General features: G+C 57.9%; 4 protein-coding genes. 1 reads left to right on the forward strand and 3 read right to left on the reverse strand.

The annotated features are described in order from the left end of the window. The first annotated feature begins 38 nt into the window (after positions 1-38). Positions 39-2,831 carry an RHS repeat-associated core domain-containing protein gene (locus E0F99_RS25050; RefSeq protein WP_242626931.1) on the forward strand — a complete coding sequence of 931 codons (2,793 nt, stop codon included), beginning with the start codon at positions 39-41 and terminating at the stop codon, positions 2,829-2,831. A gap of 61 nt (positions 2,832-2,892) precedes the next feature. Here E0F99_RS25050 and E0F99_RS25055 read toward each other — a convergent pair whose 3' ends face one another. From E0F99_RS25055 to E0F99_RS25065, 3 genes are read right to left on the reverse strand one after another with little or no spacing between them, the layout of a single operon-like run. Further along, positions 2,893-7,482 carry a SpvB/TcaC N-terminal domain-containing protein gene (locus E0F99_RS25055; protein ID WP_083357594.1) on the reverse strand — a complete coding sequence of 1,530 codons (4,590 nt, stop codon included), beginning with the start codon at positions 7,480-7,482 and terminating at the stop codon, positions 2,893-2,895. Then, on the reverse strand, positions 7,479-12,308 hold the full coding sequence (locus E0F99_RS25060) for a Tc toxin subunit A-related protein (protein ID WP_083357595.1): 4,830 nt from the start codon (positions 12,306-12,308) through the stop codon (positions 7,479-7,481). Before E0F99_RS25060 ends, E0F99_RS25055 begins: the two co-directional genes overlap by 4 nt. 44 nt (positions 12,309-12,352) lie before the next feature. Beyond that, positions 12,353-13,762, reverse strand: coding sequence for a hypothetical protein (locus E0F99_RS25065; RefSeq protein ID WP_207303099.1), 1,410 nt, complete (start codon positions 13,760-13,762; stop codon positions 12,353-12,355). Positions 13,763-13,790: the final 28 nt, after the last annotated feature.

Consider the following 13,790-nt stretch of genomic DNA (forward strand, 5'->3'; position numbering starts at 1 on the left):
CCTAGCAGGATCGGGCCCGCGGACGGATCGGGCGCCGGGTGTTTGGCAGCCAAGGGTCGCAGCTGGAACAGTGGGACCCTCGGCTGCACGCGCTGAGTGAGTCGGCACCGGCCAGCGTCAGCCCCAACCAGCGCCAGTATTACAGCCTCTCGGGGCAGTTGTTGCGTACCGAGAGTGTGGACGCCGGCTGGCAGATGTCACGCTTGGGCGTGGGCGGTCAAATACTGGAGCGCTGGGACGCCCGAGGCTCTCACCAGAGTTATGAGTACGATTCCCAACTGCGCCCCCTGGTCATCTTTGAACAAGCGGCGGACCAGCCAGCGCGGCGTTGTGTCGAACGGCTGACCTATGCGCCAGGCGCTGCGCCCCAGGCTGGCCTGCAACGCTGTGGTCGCCTGCTGCGCCATGATGATCCGGCCGGCGCACTGCTTTATGAGGCTTATGGGGTGCAGGGCGAGGTTATTCGCCAAAGCCGGCGTTTTCACCCGACTCCGCTGACACTCAGTTGGCCGGTTGCAGCACAGGAGCGGGACGCTCAACTGGAAACCGACAGTTTTGTCTCCGCCTGGCAGTACGACGCATTGGGGCAGCTTTTAGAGCAAGTCGATGCCAAAGGGAATCGCCAGCAATTGAGTTACGGCGCTGATGGTCAACTCACCTCGAGCACGATGCTGCTCGCCAGTGGGCAGCGCCAACGCCTGGTGGACCAATGCACCTACGACGCATTGGGTCAGCGGCTGTCGGAACGGGCTGGTAACGATCTCATTGGGCTGGCGGAATACGGCACGGCGGACAGCCGCTTGAAAAGCCTGTCGGTCTATCGCCAGGGCCGAAAAAAAGAGCCGCTGCAAGCCTTGAGCTATGCCTATGATGCCTGCGGCAATGTGGTGCGTATCCAAGATGCGGCGCAGCCGGTCCGATGGGGCAGTAACACCCAGGTCAATGCCACCAGCACCTGCGAGTACGACACGCTCTATCAATTGATCGGGGCCACAGGGCGTGAAAATGCACAGGCGTCGATGGAGGCGGCACTGCCTGTTCGCGCACGGATAGGCGCTGTAGATGACGGCCAATGGCGCAACTACCGCCAGCATTACGTGTATGACGAAGCCGGCAACCTCAAGGCCCTGAGGCATACACCCTCCACCGGGTCGGGTTATACCCGTCAGATGAAGGTGGCCGACTACAGCAACCACAGTTATCCCCACCAGGCGGGAGTCGCCACGCCCGGCCTGAACAGCGGTTTTGACGCGTGCGGCAATCAGCTTGAGCTGGCCAAAGGGCAGGCGATGTCCTGGAACGCCAGGAACCAACTGATGCGCGTGGTGCAAGTTGCGCGCGGCGAAGACGGCGCCGACGATGACGAAATGTATGCGTATGACGGCGCCGGGCAACGGGTTCTCAAGCGGCGCAGGGCTCGCAGCCACGCGCGCACCCACATAGAGGAGGTGCGCTATTTGCCGGGCCTGGAAATTCGACGTAACACCGCGACCGGCGAGCAGTTGAACGTACTGATTAGCTCGTCGGGGCGCACTCGCGCGCGGATCTTGCAATGGGAGCACGGTTGTCCTGATGGACTTGCAGACACTCAGGTGCGCTTGAACGTGTCGGACCACTTGGGCAGTTGTTCACTGGAGCTGGATGCACAAGCGCAGGTGATCAGCCAGGAAACGTTTTATCCGTTTGGCGGCACGGCCTGGTGGGCGGCCCGAACCGCCGTCGAGGCCAACTACAAGACGGTTCGTTACTCTGGTAAAGAGCGCGATGCCAGTGGGTTGTATTACTACGGTTTCAGGTATTACGCCCCGTGGCTGCACCGCTGGATCAACCCCGATCCGGCCGGTGAGGCCGGTGGCTTGAACCTGTATGTGATGGTGGCGAACAACCCGTTGACCCAGGTCGATCACAATGGACAGCAGCCCAACGCTCCTGAAACCACGCGCCTGCGGGGCGGGTTAGTGCTTTTAGTGCTGTTGGCCCTTATCGGTTTATTGCTCGGCAGTGTGGTCGCTGAACCGTGGACGGGCGCCACGGTAGGCGCGGCATTGGGCGCTGGGTTGTTCGGCGTTGGTCGTTTCGCCGAGTATTGGCAATCGCGGCCGGAGGTGGCCGCCAGCCTGACCGCGCAAGCCGAGGCACAGTTCGGTGAATGGGTCACCACCAGAGCGCTTGAGCTTGCGCAACAGCACAACCTCAGCGAAGCCGAAACCAGCAAGTTGGTCTCTTTTGTTTATGAGCGTCGGCATGGTGAGCAGGGGGTCTACATGACACTGTCGAACGCGGCCGGCGACAGTATTCACGGATTTGTCGGGCCTTTTGAAGAGCAGGCACGTGCTGAGGGGATTCTCGAAGGGGAGCGAAATCCAGTCCCTAGCCTCAAACGCCTGGGTTTTAGCTCGGTACAGCTGCGGGGCCCGGCAGGGCGCCAAGCGCAGAGTGGGCGCGAGGCCAGCTTGAGTCAATTTGAAGTGGCGGGCCCGTCTCGACTTGCTCGTCAACCGCGCGCGGGCGCGTCGCCACCCTCACCCTCGCCGTTAAGCACGCAACCGGCACGCCTGGCATCAGCGATGCAGCCATTGAATATTGATACGTCTGTTTTGGATGCGCTGAACCTCGGGCCCGCCGAGCGCAGCAGTATCGCCCAGACCATCAGCCACGTGCGTGCGCGCCGCTTTGCGGCTGTCGGTTGGCATCCGCATCGCGATCGACGTTGGTCGGCTGATTTGTATCGTTACCCGGGCACTACCCGGCGTGGGGCGTATCGGCTGATGTTCGAACATCGGGGGGGGAACAGTTACAAAGTGACAGGCATACGCAATCCCCATCGTTGAGCGCGCATCGCTTACAAGGCGAGAAGGCTTGCCTTCTCGCCACAACCGCGCAGCCGGGTCCTTATCGTTCTTCAGTCAGTGCTTTGGAGGGCGCGGCCTGCAGCTCGTCGTAGGTATCGTTTTCATCCTCATTGACGGTGTACCAGGCCCAATAGGTGGTACGCCGCATGAATCCTGCGGCGGTGAGTGTCTGTGTCGGGCGTGCTAGAGGGTCGTAGAACTGTCTGTCGCTGTGGCCCAACTCGCGCATGGATTGATCATTGACGTAGGCGTACTTGTCAGCGAAATAGGGGCGGTACACGCGAATGATCAAGCCCTTGTTGTTGTATTCGACACGCTCACTGACGCGCCAGCGCGAGTCGGCGTGCACTTGGCGCAGCTGTTTTTTCAAGGTGCCGGGTGCCGTATCGGGTATCTCATCGACCAGCAAGTTGCCCATGTCGTCGACCGCATTGGCCTGGCCTGGCTCAGTCTTTTGCTTGGTCTGCAAGGTACGACTAAAGCCATCCCAACAGGTCAAGGTCATGCGGATCTGTTGGGCGGCATCGTCCGGGTAGCGATCGGCTTGCAACATGAGCCCATGTACCGGGGTCTGGCTGGCTTTGTCGATCAACGCCTTGAGTTGTTTGTCGCTGTCACTGAGCGCCTGGCGAGCGCCTAGGCGCAACCGCGCGCTCATGCGGATATGCCCGCTGGGGAGCAGATAGGCGTTGGTGATCCACTCAGGCTTGACCTGGGCCAGGTCGATCGCGCCCATCCAACTGAAGGGGGCGTAGCAGTGTGCGCTGGCCATGCTCTGCAACACGCTCTGCGCGTGTTCTATGGCAAACCCGGGCGTTACATGCTTGAGCGGGCGGTAGCTCTCCAAGGCGGCGAACCCCACTTTGCGGCTTTGTTCGTGACCGTGAAAGGTGTTGACGAGCAGTTGCCCGAAACCGTCATAGAGCGCTTCTTGAATATTGCCATTGGGGTCGACAATTTTGGTCGGCAGCAGCAATCGATAGTCGTATTGGGCGTTAGTCACGCAACCGTCGGGCATTTTTACACGCACGGTTTGCAACCAATAGGCGTCATAGTTGAGCGCTGTTTCGCCATGGGCCTCGGTGGCCCGCAGCGCCCTTAACCGATAGAACTGGGAGGCCTTGGCATAGCGGGGAAAGTGCCGACGAATCGACCACAGGCGATTTTCCTTGGGCGGCACCTCGCCGTCGAAGAGAAAAAACAGTGCCATGGGGTGATAGCCGCTGTCGCTGAGCTTTTGTACCAGGTCAACCGCGGGTTGGTTGGGCATTGCCGGTATGTCCTTGTAAACATTCAGGGCGTTGTCATCCAGCTCTGCGGTCTCCAGGTAATCGGTCAAGGCCTGTGCAGTGGCGACGCCGGGCTCCAGGGTTTTGCCCAGGCCACCGGCTTGCCGATAGCGCTGCACCGACAAGCTGCTCAGTTCGCGCTTGGCACCAGCGGCCAATGGCCCGTCGCGGTTGTCGATGAACTGCTCATAGGCGATACGCCCAGGGTCTAACCCGTCGGCCGCTGGAGCTTTGCCCAGCACCAGGGCGTTGTTTCGTTGGCGGTAGGGCAAGGCCAGGCGCCAGTGTTGTGCGTCGTCCAGATGAATGTGCTGTGCCAGCGTTTCGCTCAGGTAATAGGACTGTTGCGCGCTGTCATGGGTATCGCGCCACCAGCGCTGGTGATGAGCATCGACCAGCACGGCAGGCGGTGAGCTGAGGGCGCTTGTACGGCGGGCATAATGTAGGGTGACGCCATGCACCAGGCAGCCATAGGCATCCCAGCGCAGGTTGATCTGGTGCTGGCACACGGGATCGTCTTCCACCCCTTCATATTGATAGCTGATCGACTCCAGGGCTAATGGCAGTAGCCGGGCATAGGGCGTATGGGCACTCTTCGGCGCCAGTTCGCGGATCAGATAACGCTGTTGCTTGACTAAATAGGGCACGGCACCTTGCGTCGGGTCCGCTGCTGCCACCTCCACGCGTAGCACACTGGCGCTGAGTGCGCGTGCGACTTCGCGTGCCAGCGGCGGCGCAGGATCACTGATCAAGTCGTCGTGATGATCCAGCGGCTGCGCCCCGGCCGTCACCCTGTAACGGCTGACCAGCGTGCGGCCCATAGCCTTGGCTTGTGTGTCGTGAGCGCTATGGCCGAGGGTGGGCATGTCGATGGATTGCCCGGTATGAAACCAGGTTTTGGTGCGCACGGGTGCACTGAAACCCTGGGCGTGTTGCGTGTCTTTGCTGCTTTCGGTGTCGGTTTGCAGCACAAGCCCGAAACCCCGAAATTCGCGGTCCGTGCGGTCGTAATAAGCCTGGCGATAGCGCCAGTGTTGGGTCAGTTGGTTGCCGGTAATTTCATCGCGCTGGGTTTGTTGGCTGACCAGCAGCAGCGCAAAGGGTAACTGGCTGATCGCAGGTTGGCCGTTGGCATGGCACTCATGTTTTTCATCCAGCCATTCCTGGGCACTGCTGCGATACTTGATCGAGGCCTGAGCGCCCATGTTGTTGTTGGTTCGCAGGAGCAACCTGGGCTTTTGGGTGAAAAAATCGTAGCGCCAGTGAATGGGGGTCTGGTGGGCGGCGGTCAGAATCAGGCTAGGGCAACCCATGCCGTTCACGTCGACGACGTTGACCTGGCATTGGTCGTCATACCGCACGCCCTCTGGCCACGGGACTTTGATCGGCTCTACCTCGAAGCCGTTGCCGCCTTTATTGAGGAAAATACACAGGTGAGCAGCGCTTACATACAGTAAGTCCGTAGCACCACTTCCATTGAGGTCGACGAGCAGCACATTGGCTGCCTTGAACGTTTCATAACGGAGCGGCAACGTGGCCAACACAAACCCTCGGGCAAAACGTCCTCGACCCAGGTTCGGCCAACATTTGACTTCGTTATGACGGATACGCACCAGATGCTGCTGGCCCGTGGCGAGCACATCGCTGAACGCCACCAGTTCGTTGGGTGAGGCGCAAATAATCGGCAAGGCGTCGTCGGGTGTATGAGGCACCTCGATGGCGGGTGCGAAGCCGGTGTCTCGGCGATTGGCATACAGGCGCACGCTACGGGGGCCGATCATGGCAACGTCAGGATGCCCCGTACCCATCAAGTCGGCGAGTATTCCCTGGGGATGGAAGAACTCCGAGGGGAACGCATCGAACGGCGTGAAGGTTGACCAGTTGCGCTGTTCGTCCAGGCTGAAAAAGCCGTTCATTCCTGGGTGGGCAACCAGCCAGTCCAGACGGCCATCGCCGTCCACATCGGCCAGCACCTGGTGGATGGGCCGGGTGCTATCGGCGACCGGCACTCGCGCCAACGCCTGGGCCGCGCCGTAAATCACTTCGTCGCCGGTTTTCGTGTGCTGCGGCCTCAGGGGTTCACGGTAGTACCAACTCTTGTCAGCGCGATACAACACACCGGGTAGGCCTTCGCCATACAGATCGACCAGTTGATAACGATCGTTGTCATGCAGCCCGGGCAGCGAACTGAAGGGCTGATAGCGGCGCTGGTCCACCTTGAGCTGGCTCGATTGGTAAAAACACTCCAGCGGCGGGCGGCTCACGCTATTGCCCGAGCGGTCGAAGGCCTGCTCATGCACCCCAATCAACAGGTTGACATGGCTGGGCGCGCGGTATTCCAGCAGCAGACGCTTGACCAGCACCGGGTCGGCGCCCATTTGCGCTTCCTTGGGGAAGTGGTGAAACATCAGAATCTGGTTGCAACAGCGCAGGGTGCGTAGCTCGAAGCCGAACGAAAAATCCGAGCATGGGTCGCGGCGTGCTGGCCACTTGTGTGTGGCCTCAAACGTCGGCCGCTGATCCAGTTCGAGGGTGCGTTCGCCATAGTCAAAGAGCAACTGAAAGTGCCAGCCCATGCCCGGCTCATTGTCGGTCTGCCAGAGGTAGAGCTGTTCCTGCTCCTTGGCGGTGAAGTTGCCGTAGCAGACGCGCTCCAGGTAATGCTGGGCTCGACAGTCCCTCGGGTAGCGCGAGGGATCGGTTTCTTTTTTGTAGTGATAATAAATGTGCTCGCCGTGGGCATTCAGGCTTTCCTGCAACAACCATTGCGCCACATGGTGCGGGTGGTCCGGATCGGCAATCCGGGCCAACGGGGTTTTGCCGTAAAAGTGCTGACTGCCATCGGCACGTTGTATCAACCAGAAGCCTGCCGTATCGGTTGTCGAGTGCCAGTGCTCGATACGGTCGAAGTGGCTCTCGATCCTGGGAAAGTAGCGGGTAACCGTGTACGCGATGGTCAGGGTCAAACCATTGAAAGCGGCCGGGCGGCGGCTGACGATTGCACCCTCGGCATCGCGTTCGGGTAGCCATATTTGCGCGTCGGCGCCCACCAATACGTCGTGCTCCGTGTAGGCCGGCACGCCATGGGAGGTACGCCGGCTGATGGCGGGCAGGTGCACTCCCCAACCCAATCCGAAGGGGCCGTTACCGGCGCTGCTGTGGTAGGTCAGTGACAGGGCCGGCGCATAGCTGCGTGCGGGAGAAATCGGCAAGGGAATTTCAAAACTGGCCATACCGCTGGCGCCGACATCGCCCCAGCCTTTGCCGGTGCCTTGAATGCTACCGCCGCCTTTGGGCAGGGACGGGGTATTGACCTGCAGGTTGATCTTATCGTCGTTCATGCCTTGCCCCCGCTGGCAACTGGCACCCTGGCGGTGTAGCGCAGGTGAATGACGATATCGTTGATCGATTCGAGTACCGCCTTTTGCCGGATATGATTGGGGAATTCCAGGGTCCAGTTGGAGATAGCCCCGGTGTATTCGAAGGGCAGGTAGCGATCGTTGCTCTCGAAGTTGAGGGTGAACAGGCCGTTGTCATCCAGCCCGGTCGACAGTGCGATTTGCTGATGGGCACGCATGTCGCTGTGCCGCACGCCCGTGGGTAATACGATTTCGTTGTGGGTCTGGGTCAGTATCGCCTTGATGTCCTCATAGGGGCCTAGCGTCGCGGGCAAGGATACGCTGATGCCTTTTATTCGCCGCAGGATGTGGTCGGGATAATCCTCTTCAAACAGCGCCTCGGTCAATTTGAAGCACAGCGTGCCGTTATTGACCAGGCGTTGTTTTTTCTTGGCCCACTCGTCTTGCGTATTCGATGGTGCAATGCCGGTTGTACCGGTTGTGGGCGTGGTGATTTTGCAATCGACCAGGCGATGACGCAGGGAGATGGTCTTGACGATCTCCAGGTCCCGGACGTTATGGCTCAAATAGGCTGTATTCATGTTCAACAGCGACAGCTTCAGGGTTTCACCCGCCAGGTAACCGCGGTAGTTGTTATTCCAGGCGCCGGGCTGAATAAACGTGCGCTCATAGTCTGCGACTTCGTACTGCCAGCACGCTTGCGCGGTGCAGCACAGGGAAAGGCTAAGGTCATAGACTTGGTAGTAGAACTTGCTCAGTTGAGCATTGAGCCAGTCATACAGCTGTGTTTTGGTAAAGCGCTTGGCCAGTAATTGGTAGTTCGACCAGGCCTGGCCCAGGGAGGTCTCGGCCAGGCGTAATTGCAGGCGCGTGGCTTTTTCCTGCTCGGCATAAGCGTGTAATTGGGCGTCGACCTGGGCCAGTTCGAGTCGGGCCTGATCCTGGGCATGCGCCCATTCTTGCGCCCGACGGTTGAATTGCTCGGTACGGTCCAGGTCTGCGGCAGTACCGCGCAACGCCGTCGCAACGCCTTGGGCCAAGGCTTGTGCGGCATAAAACGGGCCTTCCCAGCGCATCCCGCCGGTACTTGTACCGAAAATGTTCGGCGCTATCATCGCGATGCCGGCCCCTGCGGCGGCTGTGGAACCTGCGGTCTCGAACCCGGTACTGATCAAGTAGAGTTGGCCCGCGTGCGCTTCTGCGGGGCTGATGCCTTCGGTGAGCAGGTGGTCGTAGTGGCGCATCCTGGACTCTATGAGGCTTCGACTGACGCCGAGTGCCTGGCGGTTTTTCTCGTCGATCAACAACGCCTGGTGTTGTTGGGTTACAACGATATTGGCCAAGTCCCAGGCTTGTTGTTGCTGCAACTCCAAGTATTCAGTCTGTTCCTTGCGCTCAATCAGGCTCAGTACGGTGTTGCCGAATTGAATCACCGCTTCGGTCGCCGTGAGTGCATGGCTCAGCATGACCTGGAAGCGATAATGGCCGACCTGCGCATCAATGAACGGCGCCGCGCCTCCCTCGCCGAAAGCCCCTTTGCTCCGGCTGGCCAACAGTTTGAGAGGTGAAAGCGCGGTTGCGTACAGCGACAGGCGCAGGGGTTTGCCGGTGATGTCGAGATTGTGCCGCAGGTTATGCAGACGGCTTTTGAGCTTGTCCCAGCGCGCGACCAGCGTGGTGTTGAAAGGGACGTACAGATTATCGGTGTCCGTGAGCGAAGCCAGTGCGGTGCCTTCGGTCGCAGGGTTGACATTGATTGGAGGGTTTACTTGCTCCAGTTTCGCCAGGGCGTTAGAGCGCGCTGTGGTCAACTGCTCGAGGGTGATTTCATCCCACGGTTCAGTGGTGGTGACGCGGGGACGTGGCCCGAGCAAATGATGGGCTCGCGTGTACCAGAGTTTGGCTTGAGTCAGGCTGTCGGGGGTGAGCTGCCGATAGGCTGCATCGCCACGATTGAGCAGTATGTCGAGGTAAAACAGGTAGATTGCTTTGCGAAAATGCACCGGTGAGCGAATCGCCAGTTTGTGTGGGTCGTGGGTGACGGAACCGGGGCGCTGATCTTTACGAACGAGCTCGTTGAACCCCCAAAATGCAGGGCGTTCGCTGGCCTCATCGGCCAACCGGCCTGGGTCGAAGATGTAGTTGAGCCAGGCTTGGGCTTCGACATACTGCTGCTCCTGATTCAGGCGGTGGGCAACCAGCCAGGGCACGTACAGGAACAGCTCCCAGAAGTACTTGCCGTGAGCTCCGTTAAAATCAATGCTCTGTGCTGCTCCACCCAGTGTGAGTGGAGGTTCTTGCCACTTATTCGGCGTTAGCGAAAACAAATGCTCAAGGCTTTCATTGGCCGCCTGGACCAGCTTGCCGGCAAAACAGGTATTCATGCGAAGGGTGGTGGGCAGGCCGTCAGGCGGGGTGGAGGCGCTTGTTGAGAAATCAATAAATTCGGCGGTGCCGAGTTTGTCCGATGTCTGTCTTTTGATCCTCGGCGCCAGTTGTGGGTTGAGCGTTGTGTCAGAGGCGAGAGATGCCACCTTCAGGTTTGTCGCTTTTAGGGCATAGCCGAGAATGGTCGAGCCTTTCTTGGCAGTTTCAAGCGTCGCCACCCCATGTATCAGGGTGATGCCGGAGTTTATCTGCTCCTGTGTCAGTGCAATACGCGCCGTGACCCGATGCCCGCTAGATAATTCGGGGCTCGAGCCGTGGAGGCTTTCGTGGTCAATGTCCTGATAGTTGATGATGTGATGTGAATTGGCACTGATTTTATCGGTGAATGGAAAGTCTTTAAAATTGGCGCTCATGATGAGGTGCTTATAAGCACGTAAAGTGGACGAAGTGACGTCGATATTTTTGAGGGTTAACGTACTTTGTGTGTGCAGCGATTTATTTTTATCCTTTTCTTGGTACTTGCTGTAGCGGTCCAGGGCGACATGCACAGAGTTGTTGGCACTTGTGTATAAACTGATGAAGGCATTCTTGTCGATATAATAACCTGCCAATGAGACGCCGTCGGTGTTCTGGTCGTCGGGCTTAACGCTAATGAGTAACCCGTTCTCGGTATGCACCGCGTTGGGGAACTCATCATGGGTGGCCGTGTTTTTAAAATAAAGCGTGTAGAAATCAGTTTTGATATCGTCAGTGGTGCCGGTAATTTTAGAACCCGTGGCCAGTTTAAGCTGAGTGGCTTTCGGGTTGTCCAGAGCGTCGTCGACTCTCAGTATGATACGAATATCCTGAGGGGCCAGTTTACTTAAAGTGACGCTGTAGGATTGCTGGAAATGGCCACTGAGTATGGAAGTAAAAACGAGCTCATTAGTGTTTGAGTCAAAAGAGACGTCATTTATTTCTGGGGTTTTTATTTTTTTGTGATGGTTTTCAAAATTCCAATGGTCATTGTTTTCGTCAATCGGTTGCGGCGTGATGACCATCGACCGTTTGTTTGGCGGCGTCACCTTGAGCTGCAAGTTACCTTGGTTTTTGTGAGCAAAGAAGGTGAGGTATTGCCGTGCGGTGTCAGGCAGCAATTCGCTGTAGTACCCACTGATGCTTTGATCTTCGCCTTTTACTACCGCCTGTACTTTTGTCTTCTGCGAGGGATCGAAGGCTTCCAGGAGTCGGTTTATCTCTTCGGCTACCTGTGAGCCGGGCAGTACGTTGTAGCGTTCGGGGCTGCCGCCGTCGGCGAGGGTGGTGATGTTGAAGAACGGGTCGATATGCACAGCCTGGAAAAACTTTCCAATAAACTGCTCCTGCTGTTTAGGGTCTTTGCGGCTGGTGGCAAGCACACTTAAAAACAGGACAGGGGAGTCGTTGCTTTCGACGATTGCCACCGTTTGCGTAATGGTTTTCAGAAAGGCGGAGGTCAATGCGTTGACATCTTCGGTGGCACAGTATTTCTCAATGCAGGTGGTGGGTGCGCTCCAGCTGTCATCGTGCTTTTTATAAGAAAAGTTGAGGCGAAACTTGACGTAGCGGCTGTTGATCCATTCGGTCAGCTGTTTTTTTTTCTCTGGATTTGAGGGGGCCGATTTGAGCGAGCTGGTGGGGGCGGGTTTGATGCATTCGGCCCAGATGAAAAATAGCCGGTTATTGAAATACACCGGCCGGATACTTTGCTCGGCGGTAGCGTCGGAGACCGACAAGTTGATTTTTTTCCAGTCTGACCAGGCGCCCTGCAAAAGCCCTGAGCGAGAGCGCTTGGACAGGTCGAGGGAGCGCCAGTAATAGGTGTTTTCGGAACTCGATTTACCCACGAAGTAATAGGTGCCGCTATACAGGTTGCTCAAGTCGGCGTCGATATAACCGTTGATCGTGCGTATGTTGGCGGTTTCCTCGAACTTGGCCAGGTAATTTTGAACCGCCGAGGTGACGGTGTCCGCTTGAATTCGATACTGGCTCAGGTCGTTTTCCAACTGCTCAAAGCTGTCGGTCTTGTCACGCCGCAATGTCGGGTCCAAGTAGTTGGCGGGGTGATAGTGCAACTGCTGGTTGGCGTTCCAGAGTGCGTAGGTGTGCAGTTGTTCGCGCCATAACGTGTCCTGTGGCACGGTCATGCCGTGCTTTTCATAGCCTGGCTCCAGGCCCAGTTGGATGCGCGTGATGTACTGCTGCAGGCTGGAGATGGCACAGGCTACCGGGCTGGTCGGTACGGCTTGGCCGACGTGTACGTCGAGCAGCCAATATTCGTAAAGGTCATCGGCATTGATGATTTTTTTCTTTAAGGCGGTGGGCACCTTGTGGGTTAGGTAGTACGCGAGCATAGCGTCGCGCAGGCTTTCATTGAGCGGTTGATTAAGCGAGTGAGACATGATCAATCCTTGAGCAGGTCGAATGTGAGTAGGGTGTGAATGGGTTAAGGATGTGCACTTGTGATCGCCTCGCCGACGACCTTCCATTGAGCAAATGTCGAGTCGGTTTTCAGTTCGCAGGCTTTAATCAGCATGTGGGCAGGCAGGCCAGTGTCGAGGCTGGCTTGGCGGCAGCGCAGCACCCAGTCCAGGCGGTCCATTGAGGTAATACGTGGAGGTTTCAGTGGGTCACAGAAGACGTCGATTTCACTGGCACTCCAACTTAAAAGTTGAGCGAGACGCTCGTTCGTTTCTTTACTTGCGTTCTGCGTAGCCCCGTTGGGCAGGCTATTGGCTTGTTCGAAGTAGTTGAGGAGCTGCTCTTGTGTTACGCCGCTACGGTCGATGCAATGTTTGAACTGCTGCATGAGGTAGAGGTTGTGCGGGGTCAGTTCAAGCAGCGAAGACGCTTTGTACTCACTCGCAAGCCAGTGCGGATTGACCAGGAACTGATGAAGTGCATGTGGGCTGAGGGGCAGTTGCAGAATATTGGCGGCGTGAGGTAACCGCAGTATCAAGTAGCCGAGGGTTTGCAGCGGCGGGTCAGCGGGGGCATGCAGGCGCAGGTAATGGCGGTCATTGTCGTATTTTTGATAGCCATTGGCATTGCCTGGCGCATGGGGGACGGCTTGGATGATTGCGTTAAGGCGTATAGACAAAGCCCGCAACTTACCACCCACCGTGGTCAGCAGTGTCTTGAGCTTAGCTTTCTCTTGGTCGATCAAGTCTGCCTGACGTTGAGGGTCCGTGCTGATTTGAACGGGAGAGAGCACTTGATCGAGCGCCACCTCGATGCTGGTAGTGGCACGCATCCGTTGCAGCGCTGTATAGGCCAAGGATTCCCAGTCAATAGCGGGCAAGCGATCTTTTTCGCCAGTGGGTTGCTGAGAAAAATTGAGCTGTTGCAACGCTTTGGAAAAAGACCCTTGGTCATAGGTCACGAACGCCATCAATAGCTGGTTGATGGCCGGGTCCTGGACCTGCTGATCCAGCAATAGCTGGCGTCTGAACAGCGCCAGGCTGCTGCCGTTTTCCTTAAACCAACGACTGGCCCATTCCAGGGACATGAGCATATCGAGAAAGTCAGTCATGCCCTGCGGGTTCTCGCGCAACGTTGGGTTGCGCAGCTGCGTGAGAAGGTTCGCATTCCCGAGCATTTGCACCAATTGTCGGCATTCCACGACCGATACGCCAAACAGGCGAGCGATTCGCGCTTGCCGATAGATCTCGCTGACCGTCTCGATCGTACGGGTTGCAGGCTTGTCGGAGCTGATCAGTAGTTGCAGCGAATCCTGAGTGTCTTGCAGGCCCAGCCCGGCACAGAGTTGCTGGCGGGTGGTATCGTCGAACGGTTTGCTGTCCAGATACAGGGGGGGCAGGGCCGAGCCCGGGCGCATTAATAACTGGGCGAACAATGACACCCGTTCGCCTGAGGCCACAACC

Source organism: Pseudomonas antarctica (assembly GCF_900624995.1).
Lineage (GTDB): Bacteria > Pseudomonadota > Gammaproteobacteria > Pseudomonadales > Pseudomonadaceae > Aquipseudomonas > Aquipseudomonas antarctica.